The organism is Ensifer sp. ENS07, from assembly GCF_014852185.1.
GTDB lineage: Bacteria > Pseudomonadota > Alphaproteobacteria > Rhizobiales > Rhizobiaceae > Ensifer > Ensifer adhaerens.
Genome location: NZ_JACVBE010000010.1, coordinates 216,939 through 241,235 on the forward strand (window position 1 = coordinate 216,939; position 24,297 = coordinate 241,235).

A 24,297-nucleotide genomic window follows, 5' to 3' on the forward strand; every position below is an offset into this window, starting at 1 on the left:
GTCTTTTCGACGGAATTTGTGACATTTTCCGCTGCCACACTTTTCGGGAGCTCCTCCAATGACAATCCGTCGCCACGTGCTTGCGGGCATCGCAGCCGCACTTGCAGCACCTTTTGCGTTTTCTGCACCGGCGCTGGCCGCCGACCTGCCTGACCTCGGCGGCAAGACGGTCGTCGTCGTCACGGAGAACGCCTACCCGCCGCTGCAGTTTGTCGATCCGAAGTCCGGCGAAGCCAAGGGCTGGGAGTACGACGCGATGAACGAGATCGCCAAGCGGTTGAATTTCAAGGTCGAATACCAGAACACCAGTTGGGACGCGATGATCCAGGCGGTGCATGACGGTCAGTACCAGATCGGCATGACGGGCATCACCATCAAGGACGACCGCAAGGAAAAGGTCGATTTCTCGGACCCCTACATGCGCTCGCAGCAGTTCATGCTGGTGCGCAGCGACGAGGCCCGCTTCAACGATGGCAAGAGCTTCGGCGCCTTTGCCGACGGTCTCGTCGGCGCACAGCCGGGTACCTCGCCGTTCTACACCGCCGTCTACGAAATGCTCGACGGCAACGAGCAGAACCCGCGCATCAAGCTGTTTGAGACCTTCGGCGCGACCGTTCAGGCGCTGAAGGCCGGCGACGTCGATGTGGTCCTGACCGATAGCGTCGCCGCCAAGGGCTATGTCGATTCCTCCGAAGGCAAGCTCAAGGTCGTCGGTGGGCCGCTCGGCACCGAGGATTTCGGCTTCATCTTCCCGAAGGGCTCGGATCTCGTGGCTCCGGTCAACGCCGCGATCAAGGCGCTGAAGGAAGACGGTACCTTCGACGCCCTCGATAAGAAGTGGTTCCTCGAATACAAGATGGGCGGCTGATAGCAGGCTATGGCCGCTCCACAATCTTCAGACATGTCCGGCAAGGGCGACTATCCCTGGTGGTTGGTCGCCCTTGTTGTGATCGCTGTGGCGCTCGCCGCCGTGATCATCAGCAATGACATCTTCTCGGAAGTCTTCACCGTCGTCTTCAAGGGCCTTGGCGTCACCGTCTTCGTGACCCTCATGGGCTTCGTGCTGGCGACGACGCTCGGCCTCGGCATCGCGCTGATGGCGCTCTCCGAGCACTCGTCCCTTCGGCAGATCGCCCGCTTCTATACGGAAGTCATCCGCGGCGTGCCGATCCTGGTGCTTCTGTTCTACATTGCCTTCGTCGGCGCGCCGGGGCTCGTCGTCGCGGCCAATTTCATCTCAGCACCGCTGATCAGCGCCGGCTGGATGGAGCCGGTTGTCGTGCGCGACATCTCATTGATGTGGCGGGCGATCCTAGCGCTGATGATCGGCTATTCTGCGTTCATCGCCGAAGTGTTCCGGGCGGGTATCCTCTCGGTAGACAAGGGGCAGGTCGAAGCCGCCAAGGCGCTCGGGCTTTCACGCTACCAGCGCTTTCGTCTCGTCATCTTTCCGCAGGCGATCCGCGTGATCCTGCCGCCGCTTGGCAACGACTTTATCGCCATGGTCAAGGACAGTTCGCTCGTCTCGGTGCTCGGCGTCGCCGACATCACGCAGATGGGCAAGGTCTATGCCTCCGGCTCCTTTCGCTTCTTCGAGACCTATTCGATCGTTGCCTATGTCTATCTCGTGCTGACCATCGGTCTGTCGCTGGGATTGCGGGGGCTGGAGCGGCGGCTCAGGCGCGCGGAGCAGCGCTGAGTCCGTTTCCAGCAATTGCCGACCTGTCAGAAAATTGATATGAACACGGCCATGGAATCCAAATTCGGATGTAGCGAGCAGAAAATCGTCGTGCTGCAGGACCACAAGCGCCTGCCGGCACGCTTCTTTGCGCGCGTCCACGGGGCGCTTACAAGCCGCCTATCCTGATCTCCTGATCAGTGCTTCCGGCCGCCTTGCCGCCGGCTTTCCTACTTTTTTTGAAAACTCGATGGATATACCGCCATGAGCGCACCGCGTACCCTCTATGACAAGATCTGGGATGATCACCTGGTCAACGCACAGGACGACGGCACCTGTCTTCTCTACATCGACCGTCACCTCGTTCACGAAGTGACGAGTCCGCAGGCCTTCGAAGGTCTGCGCATGGCCGGCCGCAAGGTCCGTGCGCCTGAAAAGACGCTCGCTGTCGTCGACCACAATGTTCCGACTTCGGCCGACCGTCACCTCGGCATCAAGAACGAGGAAAGCCGCATCCAGGTCGAGGCGCTCGCCAAGAACGCCGCCGACTTCGGCGTCGAATACTACTCGGAAAACGACAAGCGCCAGGGCATCGTGCACATCGTCGGCCCCGAGCAGGGCTTCACCCTGCCGGGCATGACCATCGTGTGCGGTGACAGCCACACCTCGACGCATGGCGCCTTCGGTTCGCTGGCCCACGGCATCGGCACGTCGGAAGTCGAGCACGTGCTCGCGACCCAGACGCTGATCCAGAAGAAGGCGAAGAACATGCTGGTGCGCGTCGACGGCCAGCTGCCGCCGGGCGTCACCGCCAAGGACATCATCCTCGCCATCATCGGCGAGATCGGCACTGCCGGCGGCACCGGCCACGTCATCGAGTTTGCCGGCGAAGCGATCCGCTCGCTGTCGATGGAAGGCCGCATGACCATCTGCAACATGACGATCGAAGGCGGCGCCCGCGCCGGCCTGATCGCGCCTGACGAAACGACGTTCGCCTATATCAAGGACAAGCCGCGCGCACCGAAGGGCAAGGCCTGGGACATGGCGCTCGACTACTGGAAGACGCTGCACACGGACGAGGGTGCGCATTACGATCGCGTCGTCGTGCTCGACGCTGCCAACCTGCCGCCGATCGTCTCCTGGGGCTCGTCGCCGGAAGATGTCATCTCGGTTCAGGGCATCGTTCCCAATCCGGATGAGATCCAGGAAGAGAACAAGCGGGCCTCCAAGTGGCGCGCGCTCGACTATATGGGCCTGAAGCCGGGCACGAAGATCACCGACATCGCCGTTGACCGCGTCTTCATCGGGTCGTGCACCAACGGCCGCATCGAGGACCTCCGGGCCGTGGCCGAGGTGGTCGAAGGCCGCAAGGTCGCCTCGACCGTTTCGGCGATGATCGTTCCGGGATCCGGCCTCGTGAAGGAACAGGCCGAGGCCGAAGGCCTCGACAAGATCTTCCGCGAAGCGGGCTTCGACTGGCGCGAGCCGGGCTGCTCCATGTGCCTGGCGATGAACGACGACCGGCTGAAGCCCGGCGAGCGTTGCGCCTCCACATCGAACCGCAACTTCGAGGGCCGTCAGGGCTTCAAGGGCCGCACGCATCTGGTCTCGCCGGCGATGGCGGCAGCCGCTGCGGTCGCGGGTCATTTCGTCGATATCCGCGAATGGAAATAGGCCGGGTCTGAGCTTTTCCGGCGTCAATGGCCGCCCTTCGGGGCGGCCTTTTTTATTTGGCGCTCTCCCCGCCCGCGCGCCTGAAATGGGTTAAGCTGTGCGGGCCGAGGCACCTTGGGGAGAATGATGGGATGAGCGACGATCTGCCTGTGCAACGCTACCGTCTGCTGCTGTTGCGCCATGCCAAGTCCGCCTGGCCGGACGGCGTTGCCGACATCAACCGACCGCTCGGCGAGCGAGGCCGCAAGGCGGCGCCACTGATGGGGGGCTATATGGCTCGGCATGCGCTCGTGCCGGATCTCGCCCTCGTCTCGACCGCGAAACGGGCGCAGGAGACCTGGACACTGGTAGCCGCTGCCTTGCCGCCCGGCATCACGGTCGAAAACACCCGGGCGATCTATGAGGTGGAGGCCGCCCAGATCCTCAGCGTGCTTCGTGCAACCGACCCGGCTATCAGGACGCTGCTGATCGTCGGCCACAATCCCGGCATGGAGGACCTGGCGCATGAACTCGTCGGCTCTGGCGATGCGGATCTGCGTATGCGCATGGCGGACAAGTTTCCGACGGCGGCGCTTGCCGTCCTTGAATTCGAAGCGACTGGCTGGCGTGAGCTTCTGTCCGGCGGGGCCAGGCTCGCGCGCTTCGTGACGCCGCGTTCGCTCGATTGAGCCGATCGGACGTCGAGGTCAGATTACCTTCACGACGGTGCCGCGGCGCATATGCGGGATCAGCCGACGCATCGCCGGCAGGCTGACGGCGACGCAGCCCTGCGTCGGCTCGTAGCCCGGCCGGATCAGGTGAAAGAAGATCGCCGAACCGGCATTTCGCCGGCGCGCGAGCAGGTTCCAGTCCATCACCAGGCAGATGTCGTAGAGCCCGTCGTCACGCATTAATTCCTCATGGCTCGGCTGGAAGGGTGCCTTGACCGGACGATTGTAGAGCGCGTGGCGCGTCGCGTCGCACCACAGCATGCCCGTGCGCGTCGTCCGGGTCGGCAGCGGCGTCGGCGGCAGGAGGAGGCGGTCGCGCCTGACATAGCCGCCGATCAGCTTCATCGCGGCGCGTGGCGTGGCGCCATCGCCCTCGCGCTTCAGGCTGGTAATGCCACTTCGCCCGATGGCGGCGTGCTCGACGCGGCCGTCGAACGAGACAAGTGCTCGCTTGCGATCGCGCGGTGCGGCGCGCACGGTGATGACAGATTTGGCTGGTCTTCTTCCCGACGTTTTCTTGAGCATCATTCTCACGGATTTTTGCTTTGCCCGTGATTTGGGGGGCACCATAAGCACGGTTACGGATATAAAGAGGTAGCAACGCTGGTTCGCTTGCCAACACAGGCATTTGAGCTAGTTTGAAAACGGAAGCAAACAGGAATTGTCCCATGGCGACCCGTACCATTCTTCTTGTCGATGACGACAATGACCTGCGCGAGACCCTGGTCGAGCAGCTCTCGCTCTACGAGGAATTCGACCTCATCCAGGAAGCGACTGCCGGCAAGGGCATCCAGACGGCGCGTGCCCAGCAGGTGGACCTGTTGATCATGGATGTCGGCCTGCCGGACATGGACGGTCGCGAAGCGGTGAAGCTGCTGCGCAAGGGCGGCTTCAAGGCGCCGATCATCATGCTGACCGGCCACGACACCGATTCCGATACGATTCTCGGCCTTGAGGCCGGCGCCAACGACTATGTGACGAAGCCGTTCCGTTTCGCCGTACTGCTCGCCCGCATCCGCGCGCAGCTGCGCCAGCACGAGCAGAGCGAGGACGCAACCTTCAGCGTCGGGCCCTACACGTTCAAGCCGAGCCAGAAGCTGCTGACGCTCGAAAACGGCCAGAAGATCCGGCTTACCGAAAAGGAAGCGGCGATCATCCGCTATCTCTACCGCGCCGACCAGAAGGTGGTGACGCGCGACGTGCTCTTGGAAGAAGTCTGGGGCTACAATTCCGGCGTGACCACCCACACGCTCGAAACCCACGTCTATCGTCTGCGCCAGAAAATCGAGCGGGACCCTTCCAATGCCGAGATTTTGGTGACAGAGAACGGCGGCTACAAGATCGTTCCGTAGCCGGGGTGCGCAGGGTGGCAAACCACTTCTCGCGCGTTCTCCGTAGACTGTTGTTTGCATCGGTCGCGTGCGCGATCCGGTCCATCGGGACCGGCACTGGCGTGACCGTGGGAGGTTAGCCGCTTGGCGCTCAACGACGATATCGTGCTTCTGTCCAACGTGCCGCTGTTTGCCGATATCAGCGAGGACAAGCTGAGGCTGATCGCCTTCGGCGCGGAGCGGCGCCGCATCTTCAAGGGACAGGAGCTGTTTCGCGAGGGGGCGCCGGCCGATTGCGCCTATGCGATCGCCAGCGGCAGCTTGTCCCTGTCGAAGGCCGGTTTCGACGGTTCTGAGACGACGGTCTCGACCGTCAGTCGCGGAGCGCTTCTGTCGGAACTGGCGCTGATCTCGATGGTCGAGCGTAAGTTCACGGCAACGGCCGAGGAAGACAGCGAAGTCATTCGCATCAATCGGCCGCTCTTCCGCCGCATGCTGGAGGAATATCCTGAAGTGGCCGAGCTCGTCGAAGCGCGCATCCGCGAAAACCTGCAGGCGATGATCCGCCGGGCCGGCGCGCTCGCCGGCCGTTTTGCTTGAACCGCGCTACGGTTTCCCGCTACCACCGATACTTCAGCGAACCGAGCACGGTGCGGCCCTGGCCGAAATAGCAGTAGCCATCGGTGCAGACCTCTTCGCGGCGATCGCCGAGATTGGTAGCGCTGACGGCGAGCGACAGTCCGTCGAGTTCGGGATTCTTGACGCCGAAGTCGTAGGCGATCGAGGCGTCGAAATAGACGGCGCCGCCGTTCTTGGCGGTGTTGGCATCGGACGTGTAGGAGCTTGACGCCAGCCGTACGCCGCCGCCGAGGCTGAGGCCCGCAAGCTGCGTGTCTTCGGGCAAAAGATAGTTCACCCACAGCGATGCGACATGGCGCGGCTTCGTCGACGGCACGTTGCCGATCAGCGACGGATCGACGTTTCCGGTGATTTCAGCGTCGTTGTAGTTGTAGGCGGCGATGAAGCTCAGGCCGTTGTCGAACTCCCGGCGTCCTTCCACCTCGAAACCATTGGTCGTCACCTCGCCGGCCGACTTGTAGTAGTAGCCGACGGGAAGGGACGGGTCGGACACGTATTGCGGCGCGCCGCTTTCGACGATCCGGTAATAGGCCGCGCTCAGTGAATAGGCTTCGCCTTCCGGATGGTACTTCACGCCCAGTTCGACCTGCTCGCCGGTCGTCGGATCGAGCACGCGGCCATCGGCCGAAAGCTCTGTGCGCGGCACGAAGGAGGTGCTGTAGCTGGCATAGGGCGCGATGCCGTTGTCGAAGAGGTAGAGCAGGCCGGCCTGTCCGGTGAGCTCGCCATCGTCCTTGCGATCGACGACGCCGGTGTTCTTGTTGGTGCTGGTCTGGTCGACCCAGTCGTAGCGAAGGCCACCAATGGCGCGCCAGTTGCCTACCTCCAGCTGATCCTGGACATAGATGCCCGTCTGCCGCAGGTCCCGCCCGCTGAAGCTGGTAAGTGCTGGCGTCGGACCGCCGACGCCGAAGGTCGGGTTGTTGAGATCGAAGCGATAGGCCGGATCGACGGCGCCGAAGCCGAGGCCGAAGTCCGAGGTGATCCAGGTGTAATCGAGGCCGGTCAGCAGTGTGTGCGAGGCCGCACCGGTGTCGAAGTTGGCTTCGAGCTGGTTGTCGATCTGGTAGGCGCGCTGGTCGTCCTTGATGGCGACGGGCGAGCGGTCAAAGACGCCGGGCGCGACCTCCGTCCCGAACTGCAGGTAACGGGCCTTGAGGTCCAGATCGCTGACGCGGCCGTGCTGGCGAAAGGTCAGGCCGTTGTCGAACTCGTGCTCGAACTTGTAACCGGCCTGGACCTGCCCGACCTTCTGGTAGTCATAGTCCGGGTCGCTGTAGCGCAGCAGCCGGCCCTCATGCTCGAGCACCCGCGGGCTGGCGTCGCTTTCGCCCTTCTGCCCCAGGCCGTAGACCGTCAACGACGTGCCTTCGTCCGGCTTCCAGGTGAAGGAGGGCTGCAGCAGGTAACGATCGTCGGCAACGTCGTAGTTGGTCTCGCCGTTTCGCAGAAGCCCGACGATGCGATAGAGGACGTCGCCGTCAGCCGTTACCGGTCCGCCGACATCGAAGGCGGCCTGGGCGCGACCGATCGTGCCATATTGCAGCTCGACCTCGCGGTGGGGCTCCTCCTCCGGCATCTTCGAGATGCGGTTGACGATGCCGCCGGCGCCGGCAGCACCGTACATGACCGAGACCGGACCTTTCAGGATCTCGATCCGCTCGAGGCCGTAGACCTCCGTCGGGAAGGTGCCGTAGTTCATGTAGGGCTGGCGCAGGCCGTCACGGAAATCGCCGGTCGTCGTCGTCTCGAAGCCGCGGATATAGATCTGGTCGAAACGCGGATCGAAGCCGAAGGCGCCGGTCGTGACGCCGGCGGCATAACGCGTTGCCTGGATCATGTCCTGCACGCCGCGTTCTTCGAGCTCCTTGCGCGTGACCACCGAGACCGAGCGGGGCGTTTCGATCAGCGGGGTGTCGGTCTTCAGCGCCGAGACGTTGCGTGTCGGCACGATCGTGTCGTTATCCTCGGCGATCGTCGCAGCTGCCTTGCCGGCCGTCGCTTCTATCTTTTCCAGACGGGTGGTCTTCTGGCTTTCGGCCGATTGCGCATGGGTCGCTGTCGGCGAAAGGATCACGGCGACAGCGCTTGCGGCGAGCACGGTGGTCGCGGACAGCGCGCGGCGCGAGGCGCGCAGGAAGGTGGTCGGCAAGGTCTTTGGCATCTCTGGCCCTCTTGCGGGCGCACGAAAACCCTCCGGCCAAAGCCAGAGCAAAGCACCCGAATATCAGTGAAAACGACGGCTGAGCGGCCATCGGAGGCGGTGTCCCCGCCGCCCGACAAGAGGGATAGTCCGTTTGGAAATGCGCATCAAGAAAAATATGATTCTTTTAGTCATGTTTTTCTTGATGGAACGGCGGGCGCCGAAGGCGCGTGCCGCCGCCCAGAAAATGACGTCCTAGATGTCGAAGTGCGCGATGACGGGCACGTGGTCTGAGGGGCGCTCCCAGCCGCGCGCTTCCCGCAGGATATCGACGTTTTTGAGCGCCGGCGCGAGGTCGGCGGACGACCAGATATGGTCGAGCCGGCGGCCACGGTCGGCAGCTTCCCAGTCCTTCGCCCGGTAGCTCCACCAGGTGTAAAGCTTGGTCGGGGATGGCGTGTGCTGGCGCATCAGGTCGACCCAGCCGCCGCCGTTCATGACCGTGGTCAGCCCCTCGGTTTCGACCGGCGTATGGCTGACGATCTTCAGGAGCTGCTTGTGCGACCAGACGTCGTCTTCCAGCGGCGCGATATTGAGGTCGCCGACGAGGATCGAGGAAATGCCGGCTTCGGCTTCGGCGTGCAGCAGCTTCATCTCCTCGACGAAATCGAGCTTGTGGCCGAATTTCGGATTGATGGTGCGGTCCGGCTCGTCGCCGCCGGCAGGCACGTAGAAATTATGCAGCCGGATCTTCTTGCCGCCGGCTTCGAAAACGACCGAGAGATGGCGGGCGTCGCCGATGCCGCAATAGTCGCGGCGATCGCTAAGCTCATGCAGCGGCAGGCGCGAGATCGTCGCCACGCCGTGATAGCCCTTCTGGCCGTGCATCTCGATATGATTGTAGCCGAGCGCCTTCAGGGGCTTGGAGGGAAACTGGTCGTTCGGGCACTTGGTTTCCTGCAGGCAGAGGATGTCAGGCTGCCAAGTCTGCAGCAGATGCTCGACCAGCGGCATGCGCAGGCGAACGGAGTTGATGTTCCAAGTGGCGACGGAAAGGGCCATGCGTCATTCCCTGATCGGCTGGGGCCGGACGCTCGCGAAGGGAAGGCCGGCTCGGGATGGATGTTTGACCCGAGCTTTAAGCAGGTCCGGCGCGCCGGGACAAGGAATGCCTGAACGAGGCCGCACTAAAAACCGCGCGTCCTATGGACGCGCGAAGGTCGGCTTGGCGCATGATGTCGCTCAGCCGCCGCGCTTGTTGCGGACCTCGTCATAGGGGATCTGGAAGACCTTGTCGTCCAGCGCCATACCGGTCTTGACATTGAAGATCATGACCGAGGTGTCCTTCTTCTGCGCGTCGGTGATGGTCCACTGGCGCAGATCGTAGGTCTTCGGGTCGAACATCATGGTGATGGTCGAATCGCCGAAGATCGAACGGTCGCCAAGCACGATGGTGATGAGGTCGGACTCTTCCTTGACGTCGCGCACCATCTTGCCGGTCAGGTCGATCCTCTCGCTGAGCAGCAGGTTGAGCGGAGTCTTCGACAGCGGATAGATGTCCCAGGTCTTGAGCTTCATGTTGCCGATGACGACGGACTTGCCGTCGGCGATGACGCGCATCGGCGAGGGGGCCTCGTAGTTGAAGCGGATGCGGCCGGGGCGGCGGATATAGAATTTGCCGCCGGTCTGCTCGCCGCGCGGGCCGAACTGGACGAATTCGCCGGCCATGGTCTTCACCGAGGAGAAATGGTCGGCGATCTTCTGGGCAGCGCTCGGGGCCTGGGCAAAGGCCTGGCCGAGGTCGAGACCGGTGCCGCCGATGCCGCCAAGTGCCGCAAGCCCGCACACGAAGAGGCGGCGCGACATCACCGGGTGGTTGCGCTCGCCAGTCTTAGTCTCTGTCATCTCGGTCTCCTTCATTTACGAATCATCTGGAGCGCAAGTGCGGCGCCTTCAAGGCGCCATTTTCGAGCTTTTTCGCTCGCGCTCTCACATGACTGTTACCGGTTTGACCCTTTATGCAGGGCCTCTGCCCGCATCCGCCGGGCGTCTTTTCTATCAATGCATTCGCCTCACGCGAATCTGCGGGAATTGCCCTGTCGTCCGGTGACTTACTCTTCGGTCGGAACGAGGATCTCGCGTTTGCCGGCGTGGTTCGCCGGGCCGATGATGCCTTCCTGCTCCATGCGCTCGATCAGCGATGCGGCACGATTGTAACCGATCCCGAGGCGACGCTGCACGTAGGAAGTCGAGGCCTTGCCGTCGCGCAGGACGACCGCAACCGCCTGGTCGTAAGGATCGTCGGAATCGGCGAGATTGGAGGTGCCGGCCGGGCCGCCGCCCTCGCCATCCTCGTCGTCATCCTCGGTGATGGCATCGAGATATTGCGGTACGCCTTGCGTCTTCAGGTAGGCGACGACTTCTTCGACCTCGGTGTCGGAGACGAAGGGGCCGTGGACGCGCTGGATGCGGCCGCCGCCGGCCATGTAGAGCATGTCGCCCATGCCGAGCAGCTGTTCGGCGCCCTGTTCGCCAAGGATGGTGCGGCTGTCGATCTTCGAGGTCACCTGGAACGAGATGCGGGTCGGGAAGTTGGCCTTGATCGTGCCGGTGATGACGTCGACCGAGGGGCGCTGCGTCGCCATGATGACATGGATGCCGGCGGCGCGGGCCATCTGGGCGAGCCGCTGCACTGCGCCCTCGATGTCCTTGCCGGCGACCATCATCAGGTCGGCCATTTCGTCGATGATGACGACGATGTAGGGCATTGGCGCCAGATCGAATTCTTCCGTCTCGTACATGGCTTCGCCGGTCTGGCGGTCGAAGCCGGTCTGCACCGTGCGGGTGATCTGTTCGCCCTTGGCAAGCGCCTGCTCGACGCGGCTGTTGAAGCCGTCGATGTTGCGCACGCCGATCTTCGACATCTTCTTGTAGCGCTCTTCCATCTCGCGCACCGTCCACTTCAGTGCGACGACCGCCTTCTTGGGGTCGGTCACAACCGGCGAAAGCAGGTGCGGGATGCCGTCATAGACGGAAAGTTCGAGCATCTTCGGGTCGATCATGATGAGGCGGCACTGATCGGGGCTCAGCCGATAGAGCAGCGACAGGATCATGGTATTGATCGCGACCGATTTGCCCGAACCGGTGGTGCCGGCGACGAGCAGATGCGGCATCTTGGCGAGATCGGCGACGACGGGCTCGCCGCCGATCGTCTTGCCGAGCGCCATGGCAAGGCGGGCCTTGGAGGTCTCGAAATCGCGCGAGCCGATGAGTTCGCGCAGATAGACGGTTTCGCGCCGCTGGTTCGGCAGTTCGATGCCGATGGCGTTGCGGCCGGGAACGACGGCGACGCGCGCGGCGATCGCGCTCATCGAGCGGGCGATGTCGTCGGCAAGGCCGATGACGCGGGAGGACTTGATGCCCGGCGCCGGTTCCAGTTCGTAGAGGGTAACGACCGGGCCAGGGCGAACGTGGATGATCTCGCCCTTGACACCGAAATCTTCAAGCACGCCTTCGAGCATGCGGGCGTTCTGCTCCAGCGCATCGGGCGAGAGCGAGGCGTCGCGACCGACGTTTTTCGGCTCGGCAAGGAAATGCATCGGCGGCAGCGTGAAGTCGCCATCGTTGTCGTCGACGAAGGAGCGCTGGGCTTCGCGCTCGACGCGCTGGCCCGTCTTCGGGCGAGGAGCAGGCGTCGAAACGCGCGAGCCGCCCTTGGGCAGGCCCTGCTTCGGCGGTGCCGCCTTCGGCGCCCAGTCGGCGGCTGCATCGTAGTCTTCGTCGTCAGGCAGAATGCCGGCGGGGCGGCGCTCGTCAATGTCGAAGGGCAGGTCGTCATCCTCGTCGTCGGCCATGATCGGCGGCGGGGTGAGGATGCGGCGCTCGGAGCGGTCGAGCGAGGGCTCGATGCGGTCGCCGGCGGCCAGCGGCTTCGGCCGGGCGGGTTCGTTCAGCGTGCCGAACTCGTCGTTGTTGAAATCATAGGGTTCGTCGTACTGGCGCTTGGGCGTGGCGCGGGTGCCGCTCATGCCGAAAATGCGGCGCATGCGCGCGTGCATGGTGTAGCGCATATGGGCAAAAGAGCCCATCAGCAGGGTGAAGGGACCTTCGCTGTCGTCCTCGTCCAGTTCGTCGCGCACGGTGCGCGCCTTGCTCGGCGTCGGCTCGGCAATTTCCTCTTCCTCCTCCTCGTCGCTGACGCCGATCAGGCCGGCGCTATAGACCAGGCACCAGGCGGCGGGGACGGCGAAGATGCAGGCAAGAATGGTCGCAAGCGTGCCGGTCGGGAAGGCGCCGGTAAAGAGCGCGGGGAAGCGCAGGATCATGTCGCCGAAGACGCCTCCAAGGCCGTTGGGCAGCGGCCAGGTGATGGGGGCGGGAACACAGCTGAGTGCTGCGCCGGCAAGCACCGAGCCGACGAACCAGAGACCGAGGCGCTTGAAGACCTTGTCGAAACGTTTGCCGCCGATCAGCACCAGGGCCCAGGCGACGGCCGGCAGGAGGGCGACGACGCTGGCCAGCCCGAAGAACTGCATGAAGATGTCGGCAAAGGCAGCACCCGTGTAACCGAGCACGTTGGTCGGCGCTTGTGACGTGGCGTAGGAGAAGCTGGGATCGGCGACGTTCCATGTCGAGAGCGCTGCGACGGCCAGCGCCAATGCGCCGAACAGCGCAAAGCCCGCCAGCGACGCGATCTGTCGCCAAACGAAGGTGGTTAGCACGAACCGGTTGGAACGGCTGTCAAGCGCTGCCGGATTGCTTCTGCTCATGTTGCCTGCTGCCCGTCTCGATCTTCACGGCGCATTGCGCGCCATGGAATCAACCTAAGCGGTGTACGGTTAATGCGACATTAACCATGCGTAGTTGGCGCTAAAATAGCAGTCGCAGCCGGACCGATCGGCACGAAAAAAGGCCCGGAGCTTCCGATCCGGGCCAAGGGCGATCCGCGTGGGGCGGATCGCGACGGGACTGTAGGCGGCGCCGAATTGCCGGCGCCGCGATCCGCTTAGCTGTGGTAGGCGGCTTCACCGTGCGACGAGAGGTCGAGGCCCTCGCGTTCGGCTTCGACGGAGACGCGCAGGCCGACGATCGAGTCCACCAGCTTGTAGAGGATGACGGAGACGACGCCGCACCAGACGATGGTGATGGCAACCGCGGTCAGCTGGGTCATGAACTGGCCGCCCATGGTGACGCCGTCGGCATAACCGATGCCGCCGAGCGACGAGGAGGCGAAGATGCCGGTGGCAAGCGCACCGAAGAAGCCGCCGACGCCGTGGACGCCGAAGACGTCTGCCGTGTCGTCATAGTGGAACTTGTTCTTCACGACAGAGACGAAGAAGTAGCAGAGCGGCGAGACGAGCACGCCCATGACGATCGCGCCCATCGGGCCGGCAATGCCGGCGGCGGGCGTGATGGCGACGAGACCGGCGATCATGCCCGAGGCGGCGCCCAGCATCGAGGCCTTGCCGCGGGTGAAGGTTTCGACGGCCGACCAGGAGAGAATGGCGGCTGCGGTTGCAAGGAAGGTGTTGACGGTCGCGAGCATGGCGCCGCCCGAGGCTTCGAGGTTTGAGCCGGCGTTGAAGCCGAACCAGCCGAACCAGAGCATGGCAGCACCAACCAGCGTCAGCGTCATCGAGTGCGGTGCCATCATGTCGCGGCCGTAGCCGGTGCGCTTGCCGACCATGATCGCGCCGATCAGGCCAGCAACGCCGGCATTGATGTGAACGACGGTGCCGCCGGCGAAGTCAAGCGCGCCCATGCCGAAGAGCAGGCCGTTGCCGTCCCAGACCATGTGGGCGATCGGGAAGTAGACGAAGGTCGCCCAGAGCACCGAGAAGAGCACGGCTGCGGAGAACTTGATGCGCTCGGCAAAGGCGCCGACGATCAGCGCCGGGGTCAGTGCCGCGAAGGTCATCTGGAACAGCATGAAGATGTATTCCGGAATGACGACGCCTTCCGAGAAGGTGGCCGACGTGCTCTCAGTGGTGACGCCGGCGAGGAACATCTTGGCGAAGCCGCCGAAATAAGGGCTGGTCGAGCCGCCGAAGGCGAAGGAGTATCCGTAGACGACCCAGACGATCATCATCGTCGCGCCGATCACGGTGCACTGCATCAGCACCGAGAGCATGTTCTTGGCGCGCACCAGGCCGCCGTAGAACAGCGCGAGGCCCGGGATCAGCATGAAGAAGACGAGAAGCGTCGAGATGAACATGAAGGCGGTATCGGCCTTGTCCGGCACCGGTACGGCTGCGGCTGCGGCCGCCGCCGGTGCCGCTTCCTGCGCGAAGGCCACGGCCGGCGCAAGCAGGGCGGCGGTCATTGCGCCCAGGCGTCCAAGAGAGGTGGAAAGCTTAAGTGATGACATCGAGGTAGTGCTCCCTGAACGGCGTGGTTTACAACGCTTCTGAATCGGTTTCGCCGGTGCGGATGCGCACCGCATGGTCAATGGCGTAGACGAAGATCTTTCCGTCGCCGATCTGGCCGGTCTTGGCGGCTGCGGCGATCGCTTCAACGGCCTTGTCGACGAGTTCTGAAGGAACGGCGATCTCGACCTTCAGTTTCGGCAGGAAGCTCACGGCATATTCGGTACCGCGGTAGATTTCGGTATGTCCCTTCTGGCGGCCGTAGCCTTTGACTTCGGTCACGGTCAGGCCCTGGATGCCGACAGCAGTGAGGGCTTCGCGAACCTCATCGAGCTTGAACGGCTTGATAATGGCCATCACAATTTTCATCTGGTTTCATCCTTGTTCGCCTCCGGCGGAGGCCGTCTCTCCTTGCTGCGGAGCGCCAGAGCGCCGTGCAACCGAACCATGACATTCAAGGGGCGTGCCAGATTCTGACGCTCGACTTAAGGTAATGAAAACAAATAGAAAAAAAGAAAGCCGCAGCACGATTGCTGCGGCGCATCAAAAAATCGTCACTTTATAAGATTAAAAAATAGGCAGAGCGAAGATTCTGCTTATTTCCTATTCAGATGCCTTTTTCCGGATCAACCCTTCCTGGGCGACAGAGGCGATCAGCACACCGGAACGCGTAAAAAGGCTGCCTCTGGTCATCCCGCGGGCACCATGTGCACTCGGACTGTCCTGGGTATAGAGCAGCCAGTCGTCCATCTTGCAGGGGCGGTGGAACCACATGGCGTGATCCAGGCTCGCCACCTGCAGGTTCCGGTCAAAGACCGAAGTGCCGTGCGCATAGAGCGAGGTGTCGAGCAGGGTCATGTCGGAGAGATAGGCAAGGATCGCTGCCTGGATATGGCGCTCGTCGGGAACGGTGCCGACCGCCTTGACCCAGACGTCCTGGATCGGCTTGCCGTCGTTGCGGGTAAAATAGTGCTGCAGCGACGCCGGCCGGATCTCGATCGGCCGCGGCCTTTCCCAATAGCGCCGGATTGCTTCGGGCGCGTGGACGAGAAACTTCTCTTTGAGTTCCTGTTCGCCCGGAAGCGTCTCGGGCATGGCGAGATCAGGCATGTCGATCTGGTGGTCGAAACCATCTTCGTCATACTGGAAAGAGGCGGACATGGAGAAGATCGCCTTGCCATGCTGGATGGCGACCACCCGCCTGGTGGCGAAGCTCGAACCGTCGCGGATGCGGTCGACTTCATAGATGATAGGTACGGAAGGATCGCCCGGCCGCATGAAATAGGCGTGCAGCGAATGCACGTAACGCCCCTCATCAACGGTTCGCTGCGCTGCCACCAGCGCTTGGCCGATCACCTGGCCGCCGAAGACGCGCTGCCAGCCGACCTGCGGGCTACGGCCGCGGAACAGGTTTTCCTCGAGCTTTTCGAGATCGAGAATGGCCAGCAGCGCATCCATGGGGGTGGAGGTCTCGGTGGGGCGCGACATTTCGGCTTTCTCCGATGGTAGGAACGTCGATGGCATTGATCTATATAGACATAAAACGATGCTCAAGTGCGACGGAGAAAGCCGATGCTCGATGTCTTGATTGCCGGTGGCGGCTATGTCGGCCTTTCGCTCGCGGTTTCGCTGAAGAAGGCGGCGCCTCATCTCGACGTGATGGTGATCGACGGCGCGCCGGAAGGCGCCTGGAAGAAGGACCAGCGCGCTTCCGCCGTTGCGTCCGCGGCCGAGCGCATGCTCGACGTGCTTGGCGTCTGGGATGAGATCGCGCCGGAGGCCGAGCCGATCCGCCGCATGGTGATTACCGATTCGAAGGCGGCCGATCCGGTGCGGCCTGTGTTCCTGACCTTCGACGGTGACGGCGGCGAGGGTCGTCCGTTTGCCCATATGGTGCCTAATACGGCGATGGTCGGCGCACTGCGCGGTGCCTGCTCGGCGCTCGGCGTGGTCAATCGCCAGTCGACCATGGTCGAGAGCTTCAAGAGCGGCGACCACGCAGTTGCCGTTACGCTTGCCGGCGGCGAAGAACTGGAGGCCCGTCTTTTGGTTGCCTGTGACGGCGTGCGCTCCAAGCTGCGCGATGCCGCCGGCATCAAGACCGTCGAATTCGACTATGGCCAGTCCGGCATCGTCACCACCGTCGAGCATGAGCGGCCGCACGAGGGCACGGCGGAGGAGCATTTCCTGCCGGCCGGGCCTTTCGCCACCCTGCCGCTCAAGAACAATCGCTCGTCACTGGTCTGGACCGAGCGCACCGAGGACGCCGAACGCCTGGTCAAGGGCGACGATTTCCTGTTCGAGGAAGAACTGGAGCGCCGCTTCGGCCACAAGCTTGGTCACCTGAAGGTGGTCGGCGGACGGCGGGCCTTTCCGCTCGGCCTGACGCTTGCCCGCGATTTCGTGAAACCACGCTTCGCGCTTGCCGGTGACGCCGCCCATGGCATTCACCCGATCTCGGGGCAAGGGCTCAATCTCGGCTTCAAGGATGTGGCAGCACTTGCCGAAACCATCGTCGAGGCGGATCGTCTCGGGCTCGACATCGGTTCGCTCGCGGTGCTTGAGCGCTACCAGAGCTGGCGGCGTTTCGACACGTTCCGCATGGGTGTTACGACCGACGTGCTCAACCGGCTGTTTTCCAACGACATCACCCCGGTCCGGATCGCCAGGGATTTCGGCCTGGGCCTCGTCGACCGGCTGCCATCTCTCAAGAGCTTCTTTATCCGCCAGGCGGCCGGTATTGCCGGGGAGACCGATCCGCGGTTGTTGTCGGGTCAGCCGATCTGAGGCTTTACGGCTGGGGTTGCCCCTCTCCTCGGGTTAAACCCGAGGACTAGCCCTCTCCTCGCAGGATGGGAGAGGGGACGCCTCGCTGCGTTTGCGGGGAGAAGGTGGCCGGCAGGCCGGATGAGGGGCAGTCGAGAACTCTACGGGTAACGGGCCGACGCGGCCCTCAATCCTCGATCTTGCGTGCTTCCGAGATCAGCATGATCGGTACGCCGTCGCGGATGGGATAGGCGAGGCGCGCCTTTTCCGAGATCAGTTCATTGGCTTCGGCGTGATAGCTGAGGCGTCCCTTGGTCAGCGGGCAGACGAGCAGTTCGAGCAGTTTCGGATCGACCTTGCTGGCGTTGATATCCATCTATCCGTTGCTCACTGCAAAATGCTGTCCATATCGCCGAAGTCGCGCGCAAGCACGATTTCGGTGATGGCGATCAGGGTTTCGGCGCGGGTCTTGAGATCGGGAGCCTCGAGCAGCGCCTGTTTCTCCGCCGGGCCATAGGGCGACATCATCGCCATGGAGTTCACGAGCGTGCGGTTGCTCGCCCGCTCGACGCTTTCCCAGTCGGCTTTCAGCTTGTTGGCTTCGAGATAGGCCTTGAAGGCGGCCAGAAGCGCTGCCCGGTCGACGAGGGTCTCGTCGTCGCGGTTTTCGAGATCTGCCGCAAAGGGGCCGATACGGAAGCGACGGTAGCCGCGGGTGCCCCCGACTTCCGAAAACAGCCGGTAGCGGCAGACGCCTGTGAGCGAGGTGATGTAGCGGCCGTCGCCGGTCTCGGCAAAGGAGGTGATGCGGCCGATGCAGCCGACCTCGCAGAGCGCCTGCATCGGTCCGGTGGCGGTGTCGTTGCGGCCCTCGCAGAAGGACGGCTGTACGATGCCGATCAGGCGGTTGCCGGAAAGGGCGTCATCGAGCATGGCGAGGTAGCGCGGCTCGAAGATGTTGAGGGGAAGCTGGGCGCCGGGAAGCAGCAATGCACCGGTCAGCGGAAACACCGGAATGATCTCCGGCAAGTCCTTCGGACCGAGATAGCGTGCATTTCCGACGTGCATTTCCGATAGACCCTGCCGGTATTCGCTTTGCCCCGCCAAGGAAGCGTGGTCAACCAGATCAAAAGATGGTGCGCTGCTTGAAAATCTCAAGGGACGAGCCCGTCGATCTTCACAGGTGAAGATGGATCGTGATCGGATCCGCTTACGAAAAGGGGCGCAGATAGCGCCCCTTTCAAAAACATGTCTGACGGCTCAGGAGAACAGGATCGACGAGAGCTTGCGTCGCGCGGCGATGGTTGCCGGATCCTTCGGGCCCCAAACCTCGAAGAACGAAAGCAGCTCGCGCCGCGCGCCGTCGTCGTCGTAAGCCCGGTCGCGCTTCATGATCGTGAGCAGATGGTCGGCCGCAGCCATCCGGTCGCCCTCGACGTTGCGGATTTTGGCGAGCAGCACGCGCGCCTCGTGATCATCGGGGTTTGCGGCGAGGCGCCGTTCGAACTCGTTGGGATCGCCGAGCTTGCGGGCTTCCTCGATCTGGTCGAGCTTTTTGCCGATGGCGGCAATGCCGGCATCCTTGGCAAGATCTTCCGGTAGGCTGGACAGCGCCTCGCGGGCCTCGGCAAGCTGGCCGAGCGCGATCATGCAATCGACCATGCCGGCGATCGCCAAGACATTTTCCGGGTCGGCCTGCAGCACGGCGCCATAGAGGCCGGCGGCGTTCTCGGCATCGCCGGCATCGATGAGCGCCTTGGCGTCGGCGAGAACCGCCTCGATCTCGGCCTTGCTGTCGTCAACGGCGGGACCGGCGATCTTTTCGATGAACTGCTTGATCTGGCTTTCCGGAACTGCGCCCATGAAGCCGTCGACCGGGCGTCCGCCGACGAAGGCGATGACGGCCGGGATCGACTGGATGCCGAGCTGGCCGGCGATCGAGGGATGATCGTCGATGTTCATCTTGACGAGCTTGACGCGGCCTGCGGCTTCCGTGACCACCTTTTCGATGACAGGGGTCAGCTGCTTGCAGGGACCGCACCAGGGCGCCCAGAAATCGACGAGAACGGGCTGCTGCCTGGAGGCTTCGAGCACGTCCTTGGTGAAGTTGGCAGTGGTGGTTTCCTTGATCAGGTCACCGCCCGACGCGGCCGCCGGCGCCGGCTGGCCGAAGGAGGCCGAAGCCGTCATCTGAGTGCCGAAAGACCCTGCATAGGGATTGTCGCTGCCCGTCATTCTTCTCTCCTCGCCGGCTCGTCCGCCAGCTTACTGCATTCGCGCCAAAGATCGTATGTCAGGCCGTGACTTTCAAGACAAGCGGTTCGTGTCCGGTCGCTTCCATGAAGCGCAACAGATCCTTCGAAGCGATCGAGGTCGTTGCGTCGTTGGAAAGCGGGTGGCAGTTGACGATATCGAACGTCATCAGCGCCTCGTCGAGGATGACCTTGACGTTGCCCCCGGTGTCGTTGATCGCGCCGAAGGCGGTTACGGCCCCCGGAATGACGCCGAGATACTCCATCAGCTTCTCCGGCTTGCCGAAGGATACCTTGCTTGCCGCGCCGATCACCTGGTGCACGGTCTTCAGGTCCACCGTCGCGTGCTCCTCGACGGTGAGCAGGAAATAGTTGTCCTTCTTGTCCTTCACGAAGAGGTTTTTCGTGTGGCCACCGGGCATCTCGTCACGAAGCGCCACCGATTCGGCCACGGTGAAAACCGGAGCGTGGTTCTTCGTCTTATACTCGATTCCAAGTCCATCGAGAAAATTGAAGAGGTCTTCGGCGGTTTTCGGCTGTGATTCACGCATGATTCTCATCCCCACGGCGTTCGTTTCGTCTCTGCTTTAGGGGAGAAGGCCGTCAGGACGCAATCTCACAGGCGGCGAGGCCGGCCGAAAACGCGGCATTTCCGGGCTTTGCGAAGGGTGTCCAAAAAAATATTCGATTTCTCGTCATTTCCCTGTTGCATTCCAAAATCGCTTAGGCCATATACCGCCCGTCGCCGCAAGACAGCGCCGACGCCACGGTCCACCGACTACCCCCGGACCTTGGATGATGAGCGGGTGTAGCTCAGGGGTAGAGCACAACCTTGCCAAGGTTGGGGTCGGGCGTTCGAATCGCCTCACCCGCTCCAATTTCTCCCAACCACTTCATTTCACAGTCATTTCTGGAATGAAACGGCATTTGCCGTCAGGCATTCCATGCGCCGATAGTGCCGTCCGCACCATGTGGTTCGGACCGCCGAGACGGCTCCTTTTGCATTTTGCCTTTGTTGGTAAAGCCGGTCGCCGTTTCCGCGCTCAGCTCTTCATGAACACGTAGTCCGTCTCCTGCCGGCGGATCTCGCCGGGGCGAAGTACCGCGTTCGGGAAGCCGGCGTGGTTGGCCGCATCCGGCCAGATCTGGGTTTCGAGACAGAAGCCGGCAAAGGCGCCGTAACGGCGGCCCTCGAGGCCGGGGACGGGAATGTTCAGCTTTGCGCCGGTATAGAGTTGCACGCCGGGCTCGGTCGTCAGCACTTCCATCGTGACACCCGAATCGATGCTGCGAGCAAGCGCCACCGAATGTTTCGCCATGCGTTCGTTCGAAAGGCAGAAATTATGGTCGTAGGCGATACGCTCGCCTTCGGTCTGGCGGCTGAGCCGCGTCATTTCCCGCAGATCGAAGGCAGTGCCCTCGACCGGGCGGATCTCGCCCGTCGGCACCTGGCGTTCGCTGGTGGGCAGATAATGGTCGGCAGCGATCATGATGTCGTGGCCGAGGGCGTCGGCGCTGCCGTCGAGATTGAAATAGCTGTGCTGGCAGACATTGGCGAGCGTCGCTTGGTCGGTTTCGCTCTCGTAGACGACGCTCAAGACGCCGCCGGGCTTCAGCTGGTAGGTGCAGGTGACCTTGCAGTTGCCGGGATAACCGGCGCGGCCATCCGGGTCGGTAATGGCGAGCGTGATGCTGTCGGGCGTCTGCTTTAGGATCGTCCAGTTGCGCTTGCCGATATTGTCGCTGCCGCCGTGCAGATGCGTGACGCCCTTCTCGTTCAGTTCGAGCTGGTAGGCCTCGCCATCGAGCGTGAAGCGGCCGTTGCCGATGCGATTGGCGCAGCGTCCAGGCGTGGCGCCGAGATAGGGCGAATGGGCGAGATAGCTTTCGAGATCGGTGAAACCGAGCACCAGCGGCGGCTCATGGCCTTCCAGGCGCAGGTCCTGGATCACCGAGCCCCAGGTCAAGACATGGGCGGTGAGGCCGCCACCGGAGAGCACCACACGATGGACCGGCTCGCCGGATGGCAGGTGGCCGAAGATTTCCGTGTTCTGATGCATATTCACCGCTGGCTCCCACTACAGCGCTGCGCGTCTCCCCAGACGCACAAAGGTCGCCGTACACTTTTGAATTGCTGCATGTTTTGTCCTTGGCTCGGTTAGGATCCAAGGAAACATGCAACGGTGCGATCGCAGCAACCTGCGTCATTTCCAAAGGCACGGCAACCGGAAAATCATACTAAATGCGGCCTGGCGCCGTCTCCGGCCTGAGAGCAAAAACATCCAGCTATTCAAGGTGCTATAGCGACCTCTCGGCAGACATGTCAGCGCGACAGCTGCTTGGTCGCCTCCTGCAGGCCGGCGAGCGTCAAGGGGAACATTCGTCCCTCGAACAGGCCCTTCACCATCGTGATCGACTGGGTATAGCCCCAGTGCTGTTCGGGCACGGGATTGAGCCAGATGGAGCGCGGAAAATGTGCCGTCAGACGAGAGAGCCAGAGGGCGCCCGCCTCGTCGTTCCAGTGCTCCACCGAGCCGCCGGGGTGGCTGATTTCATAGGGGCTCATCGAAGCGTCGCCGACGAAGATGGCGCGATAGTCGCCGCCGTAGGTGCGCAGCACTTCCGTCGTACGGGTAATGTCGACACGGCGGCGGCGATTGTCCTTCCACAGGCCCTCGTAGACGCAATTGTGGAAGTAGAAATGCTCCATATGGCGGAACTCGCTGCGAGCCGCTGAAAACAACTCCTCGACGATGCGGATATGATCGTCCATCGATCCGCCGATATCGAAGAACATCAGAAGCTTCACCGCATTGCGGCGCTCCGGCCGCGTCACCACGTCGAGATAGCCGTGTTCGGCGGTGGCGCGGATCGTGCCGGAGAGGTCGAGTTCGTCGGCGGCACCCTGGCGCACCCAGCGCCGGAGCCGCTTCAGGGCCACTTTGATGTTGCGCGTGCCGAGCTCGATCGTGTCGTCATAATCCTTGAACTCGCGCCGGTCCCAAACCTTGACGGCGCGGCGGTGGCGCGACTGGTCCTGGCCGATCCGCACACCCTCGGGATTGTAGCCATAGGCGCCGAAAGGCGAGGTGCCGGCGGTACCGATCCATTTCGAGCCGCCCTGATGGCGGCCCTTTTGCTCCTGCAGCCGCTGGCGCAAGGTCTCCATCAGCTTGTCGAAGCCGCCGAGTGCCTCGATCAGGCGTTTTTCTTCCTCGCTCAGATGCTTCTCTGCGAGCTTGCGCAGCCAATCCTCGGGGATGGTGGCCTCTTCGCTCGCTTCCATCGGGTTGACTGCTTCGAGACCCGAAAAGCAGTGCTGGAACACCCGGTCGAAGCGGTCGATATGGCGTTCGTCCTTCACCAGTGCCGTGCGCGCAAGATAGTAGAAGGCTTCGACGTCGAAGGTGGCGATGCCCGCCTCCATCCCCTCGATCAAGGACAGGAATTCCCGGAGCGTGACCGGGACCTTCGCTGCCTTGAGTTCGAGGAAGAAGGGAATGAACATCTGACCTCAGCTTTTCCCGGTGCCGATCTCCGCGAGATCGTAGGGCGTCGTCTGGTACATCTCGTTGATCCAGTTACCGAAGAAGAGATGTGCATGGCTGCGCCAGCGGTTCTGCGGCGGCAGGGTCGAATCGTTGTGCGGGAAGTAGTCGTGCGGCATCTTGATCGGCACGCCCGCATCCACGTCGCGGAAGTATTCGTCCGACAGCGAGGTCGAATCATACTCCACGTGGTTGAACATGTAGAGCCGGTTGCCCTTTTTCTCGTGCACGAGGCAGACGCCCATCTCCTTCGATTCCATCAGGATTTCGAGGCTCGGCACCTTGTCGATGTCGGCGCGGCGCACTTCGGTCCAGCGCGAAACGGGGACGGCGAAATCGTCGGAGAAGCCGTTGAGATAGACGGAGGAGCGGTTGAGGTTCTGGTGACGATAGACGCCGAAGGCTTTTTCCTTCAGCGGATACTTCGGCACGTCGTGGAAGTGATAGATTGCCGCCATCGCGCCCCAGCAGACGTTGAGCGTCGAATGCACGTTGGTCTCGGTCCAGTCGAGGATGCGCTTCAGCTCGTCCCAATAGGTGACGTCTTCGTATTCGAGCGTCTCGACCGGGGCGCCGGTGATGATGAAACCGTCGAACTTGCGGCCCTGCACTTCTTCCCAGGTCTCGTAGAAGGAGAGCAGGTGATCTTCCGAGGTGTTCTTGGCGCGGTGAGCGCCGATGCGCACCAGCGACAGTTCCACCTGCAGCGGCGAAGCGCCGATCAGGCGCGCCATCTGGATCTCTGTCTTGATCTTGTTCGGCATGAGGTTCAGGAGCCCGATCTGGAGCGGGCGGATATCCTGACGGATCGCCACGGTCTCGGTCATCACCCGCACGCCCTCATGCGCGAGGGTTTCGAAGGCGGGCAGCGTATCGGGAATCTTGATGGGCATGGGCTTCCACTCGATCAATACAAAAAAACCGGCGGCGATTGATCGCGACCGGTCCTCGGAAATCCAACTTTCCTCGGCCCTTTAGCGACTTGTTTAACGTGGCTGCAAGCCGGCCGGCCAAATCACCACGGAGAATTTGATAGCGCGAGTGGGCCGCGGGGGTCAAGAAAAACGATTCGCGTAGGGGGCGGCTGCCCCTCATCCCGCTGCCGCGACCTTCTCCCCGCTGGCGGGGAGAAGCGGCCTTGCCGCACCCGATCGTTCCACGAGCTAAGCTCAGCGACCGTTCGGCCCATCT

The 24,297-nt window shown here is 62.7% G+C and carries 22 protein-coding genes, 1 tRNA gene and 1 riboswitch; of the genes, 8 read left to right on the forward strand and 15 right to left on the reverse strand.

Going from position 1 to position 24,297, the window contains the following annotated elements; all coding sequences use genetic code 11:
* The first annotated feature begins 58 nt into the window (after positions 1-58).
* The 4 genes from IB277_RS26250 (at position 59) to IB277_RS26265 (ending at position 4,020) form a co-directional block, all read left to right on the forward strand.
* Positions 59-868, forward strand: coding sequence for a transporter substrate-binding domain-containing protein (locus IB277_RS26250; protein ID WP_034802798.1), 810 nt, complete (start codon positions 59-61; stop codon positions 866-868).
* A gap of 9 nt (positions 869-877) precedes the next feature.
* Positions 878-1,699 carry an amino acid ABC transporter permease gene (locus IB277_RS26255; protein WP_060521450.1) on the forward strand — a complete coding sequence of 274 codons (822 nt, stop codon included), beginning with the start codon at positions 878-880 and terminating at the stop codon, positions 1,697-1,699.
* 243 nt (positions 1,700-1,942) lie between these two features.
* Positions 1,943-3,352: a 3-isopropylmalate dehydratase large subunit gene (gene leuC, locus IB277_RS26260; protein WP_060521449.1), complete on the forward strand. Its 1,410-nt coding sequence runs from the start codon at positions 1,943-1,945 to the stop codon at positions 3,350-3,352.
* Between the two features lie 131 nt (positions 3,353-3,483).
* On the forward strand, positions 3,484-4,020 hold the full coding sequence (locus tag IB277_RS26265; RefSeq protein WP_034802788.1) for a histidine phosphatase family protein: 537 nt from the start codon (positions 3,484-3,486) through the stop codon (positions 4,018-4,020).
* Positions 4,021-4,038: 18 nt separating this feature from the next.
* Here IB277_RS26265 and IB277_RS26270 read toward each other — a convergent pair whose 3' ends face one another.
* On the reverse strand, positions 4,039-4,587 hold the full coding sequence (locus IB277_RS26270; protein ID WP_090295264.1) for a L,D-transpeptidase: 549 nt from the start codon (positions 4,585-4,587) through the stop codon (positions 4,039-4,041).
* 143 nt (positions 4,588-4,730) lie between these two features.
* Between IB277_RS26270 and IB277_RS26275 the strand changes: the two genes are divergently transcribed.
* Together IB277_RS26275 and IB277_RS26280 are read left to right on the forward strand one after the other, a co-directional pair.
* On the forward strand, positions 4,731-5,414 hold the full coding sequence (locus tag IB277_RS26275) for a response regulator transcription factor (protein ID WP_034802783.1): 684 nt from the start codon (positions 4,731-4,733) through the stop codon (positions 5,412-5,414).
* Between the two features lie 123 nt (positions 5,415-5,537).
* On the forward strand, positions 5,538-5,993 hold the full coding sequence (locus tag IB277_RS26280) for a cyclic nucleotide-binding domain-containing protein (RefSeq protein WP_034802780.1): 456 nt from the start codon (positions 5,538-5,540) through the stop codon (positions 5,991-5,993).
* A 19-nt stretch (positions 5,994-6,012) separates the two neighbouring features.
* Here IB277_RS26280 and IB277_RS26285 read toward each other — a convergent pair whose 3' ends face one another.
* The 7 genes from IB277_RS26285 to tesB all read right to left on the reverse strand — a co-directional run bounded on the left by IB277_RS26285 (position 6,013) and on the right by tesB (position 16,028).
* A complete protein-coding gene (locus IB277_RS26285; protein ID WP_090295265.1) occupies positions 6,013-8,196 on the reverse strand; it encodes a TonB-dependent siderophore receptor in 2,184 nt (727 codons plus the stop codon).
* Between the two features lie 234 nt (positions 8,197-8,430).
* Positions 8,431-9,237 carry an exodeoxyribonuclease III gene (locus IB277_RS26290; RefSeq protein WP_060611217.1) on the reverse strand — a complete coding sequence of 269 codons (807 nt, stop codon included), beginning with the start codon at positions 9,235-9,237 and terminating at the stop codon, positions 8,431-8,433.
* A gap of 180 nt (positions 9,238-9,417) precedes the next feature.
* Complete coding sequence (locus IB277_RS26295) at positions 9,418-10,080, reverse strand: outer membrane lipoprotein carrier protein LolA (protein ID WP_034803111.1); 663 nt, start codon at positions 10,078-10,080, stop codon at positions 9,418-9,420.
* Positions 10,081-10,286: 206 nt separating this feature from the next.
* Positions 10,287-12,944: a DNA translocase FtsK gene (locus tag IB277_RS26300; protein WP_110818896.1), complete on the reverse strand. Its 2,658-nt coding sequence runs from the start codon at positions 12,942-12,944 to the stop codon at positions 10,287-10,289.
* A 236-nt stretch (positions 12,945-13,180) separates the two neighbouring features.
* A complete protein-coding gene (locus tag IB277_RS26305; protein WP_060611213.1) occupies positions 13,181-14,542 on the reverse strand; it encodes an ammonium transporter in 1,362 nt (453 codons plus the stop codon).
* Between the two features lie 28 nt (positions 14,543-14,570).
* On the reverse strand, positions 14,571-14,909 hold the full coding sequence (locus IB277_RS26310) for a P-II family nitrogen regulator (protein WP_034802765.1): 339 nt from the start codon (positions 14,907-14,909) through the stop codon (positions 14,571-14,573).
* A gap of 234 nt (positions 14,910-15,143) precedes the next feature.
* On the reverse strand, positions 15,144-16,028 hold the full coding sequence (gene tesB, locus IB277_RS26315) for an acyl-CoA thioesterase II (RefSeq protein ID WP_060521446.1): 885 nt from the start codon (positions 16,026-16,028) through the stop codon (positions 15,144-15,146).
* 84 nt (positions 16,029-16,112) lie between these two features.
* Between tesB and IB277_RS26320 the strand changes: the two genes are divergently transcribed.
* Positions 16,113-17,327 carry a ubiquinone biosynthesis hydroxylase gene (locus tag IB277_RS26320; RefSeq protein ID WP_034802758.1) on the forward strand — a complete coding sequence of 405 codons (1,215 nt, stop codon included), beginning with the start codon at positions 16,113-16,115 and terminating at the stop codon, positions 17,325-17,327.
* A gap of 166 nt (positions 17,328-17,493) precedes the next feature.
* Here the strand turns inward: IB277_RS26320 and IB277_RS26325 are convergent, their stop codons facing one another.
* The 4 genes from IB277_RS26325 to IB277_RS26340 form a co-directional block, all read right to left on the reverse strand.
* Positions 17,494-17,682: a Trm112 family protein gene (locus IB277_RS26325; protein ID WP_034802755.1), complete on the reverse strand. Its 189-nt coding sequence runs from the start codon at positions 17,680-17,682 to the stop codon at positions 17,494-17,496.
* Between the two features lie 11 nt (positions 17,683-17,693).
* Positions 17,694-18,374, reverse strand: a complete 681-nt coding sequence (locus tag IB277_RS26330; RefSeq protein ID WP_034802753.1) for an LON peptidase substrate-binding domain-containing protein — start codon at positions 18,372-18,374, stop codon at positions 17,694-17,696.
* Between the two features lie 192 nt (positions 18,375-18,566).
* On the reverse strand, positions 18,567-19,541 hold the full coding sequence (gene trxA, locus IB277_RS26335; protein ID WP_034802750.1) for a thioredoxin: 975 nt from the start codon (positions 19,539-19,541) through the stop codon (positions 18,567-18,569).
* A gap of 58 nt (positions 19,542-19,599) precedes the next feature.
* Positions 19,600-20,109: a prolyl-tRNA synthetase associated domain-containing protein gene (locus IB277_RS26340; RefSeq protein WP_082572987.1), complete on the reverse strand. Its 510-nt coding sequence runs from the start codon at positions 20,107-20,109 to the stop codon at positions 19,600-19,602.
* Positions 20,110-20,360: 251 nt separating this feature from the next.
* Between IB277_RS26340 and IB277_RS26345 the strand changes: the two genes are divergently transcribed.
* Positions 20,361-20,435, forward strand: a tRNA-Gly gene (locus IB277_RS26345).
* A gap of 166 nt (positions 20,436-20,601) precedes the next feature.
* Here the strand turns inward: IB277_RS26345 and IB277_RS26350 are convergent.
* From IB277_RS26350 to metA, 3 genes are all read right to left on the reverse strand, one after another.
* A complete protein-coding gene (locus tag IB277_RS26350) occupies positions 20,602-21,618 on the reverse strand; it encodes an aldose epimerase family protein (protein WP_034802744.1) in 1,017 nt (338 codons plus the stop codon).
* A gap of 263 nt (positions 21,619-21,881) precedes the next feature.
* Positions 21,882-23,066, reverse strand: a complete 1,185-nt coding sequence (locus IB277_RS26355) for a VWA domain-containing protein (protein ID WP_090295270.1) — start codon at positions 23,064-23,066, stop codon at positions 21,882-21,884.
* 6 nt (positions 23,067-23,072) lie between these two features.
* Positions 23,073-23,999 (reverse strand): homoserine O-succinyltransferase, encoded by a 927-nt coding sequence (gene metA, locus IB277_RS26360; protein WP_034802737.1) that lies wholly within the window; start codon positions 23,997-23,999, stop codon positions 23,073-23,075.
* A gap of 61 nt (positions 24,000-24,060) precedes the next feature.
* A riboswitch (SAM riboswitch) is annotated at positions 24,061-24,138 on the reverse strand.
* Positions 24,139-24,297: the final 159 nt, after the last annotated feature.

What these genes read in the sequence shown, in the direction of transcription:
- IB277_RS26275 (WP_034802783.1), top strand. Translation starts at nt 4,731, where the DNA reads ATGGCGACCCGTACCATTCTTCTTGTCGATGACGACAATGACCTGCGC.
- IB277_RS26300 (WP_110818896.1), bottom strand. Translation starts at nt 12,944, where the DNA reads ATGAGCAGAAGCAATCCGGCAGCGCTTGACAGCCGTTCCAACCGGTTC.
- IB277_RS26325 (WP_034802755.1), bottom strand. Translation starts at nt 17,682, where the DNA reads ATGGATATCAACGCCAGCAAGGTCGATCCGAAACTGCTCGAACTGCTC.
- IB277_RS26305 (WP_060611213.1), bottom strand. Translation starts at nt 14,542, where the DNA reads ATGTCATCACTTAAGCTTTCCACCTCTCTTGGACGCCTGGGCGCAATG.
- IB277_RS26255 (WP_060521450.1), top strand. Translation starts at nt 878, where the DNA reads ATGGCCGCTCCACAATCTTCAGACATGTCCGGCAAGGGCGACTATCCC.
- IB277_RS26265 (WP_034802788.1), top strand. Translation starts at nt 3,484, where the DNA reads ATGAGCGACGATCTGCCTGTGCAACGCTACCGTCTGCTGCTGTTGCGC.
- IB277_RS26340 (WP_082572987.1), bottom strand. Translation starts at nt 20,109, where the DNA reads ATGCGTGAATCACAGCCGAAAACCGCCGAAGACCTCTTCAATTTTCTC.
- tesB (WP_060521446.1), bottom strand. Translation starts at nt 16,028, where the DNA reads ATGTCGCGCCCCACCGAGACCTCCACCCCCATGGATGCGCTGCTGGCC.
- IB277_RS26250 (WP_034802798.1), top strand. Translation starts at nt 59, where the DNA reads ATGACAATCCGTCGCCACGTGCTTGCGGGCATCGCAGCCGCACTTGCA.
- IB277_RS26330 (WP_034802753.1), bottom strand. Translation starts at nt 18,374, where the DNA reads ATGCACGTCGGAAATGCACGCTATCTCGGTCCGAAGGACTTGCCGGAG.
- IB277_RS26355 (WP_090295270.1), bottom strand. Translation starts at nt 23,066, where the DNA reads ATGTTCATTCCCTTCTTCCTCGAACTCAAGGCAGCGAAGGTCCCGGTC.
- IB277_RS26270 (WP_090295264.1), bottom strand. Translation starts at nt 4,587, where the DNA reads ATGCTCAAGAAAACGTCGGGAAGAAGACCAGCCAAATCTGTCATCACC.
- IB277_RS26290 (WP_060611217.1), bottom strand. Translation starts at nt 9,237, where the DNA reads ATGGCCCTTTCCGTCGCCACTTGGAACATCAACTCCGTTCGCCTGCGC.
- leuC (WP_060521449.1), top strand. Translation starts at nt 1,943, where the DNA reads ATGAGCGCACCGCGTACCCTCTATGACAAGATCTGGGATGATCACCTG.
- IB277_RS26295 (WP_034803111.1), bottom strand. Translation starts at nt 10,080, where the DNA reads ATGACAGAGACTAAGACTGGCGAGCGCAACCACCCGGTGATGTCGCGC.
- IB277_RS26310 (WP_034802765.1), bottom strand. Translation starts at nt 14,909, where the DNA reads ATGAAAATTGTGATGGCCATTATCAAGCCGTTCAAGCTCGATGAGGTT.
- trxA (WP_034802750.1), bottom strand. Translation starts at nt 19,541, where the DNA reads ATGACGGGCAGCGACAATCCCTATGCAGGGTCTTTCGGCACTCAGATG.
- IB277_RS26350 (WP_034802744.1), bottom strand. Translation starts at nt 21,618, where the DNA reads ATGCATCAGAACACGGAAATCTTCGGCCACCTGCCATCCGGCGAGCCG.
- metA (WP_034802737.1), bottom strand. Translation starts at nt 23,999, where the DNA reads ATGCCCATCAAGATTCCCGATACGCTGCCCGCCTTCGAAACCCTCGCG.
- IB277_RS26285 (WP_090295265.1), bottom strand. Translation starts at nt 8,196, where the DNA reads ATGCCAAAGACCTTGCCGACCACCTTCCTGCGCGCCTCGCGCCGCGCG.
- IB277_RS26320 (WP_034802758.1), top strand. Translation starts at nt 16,113, where the DNA reads ATGCTCGATGTCTTGATTGCCGGTGGCGGCTATGTCGGCCTTTCGCTC.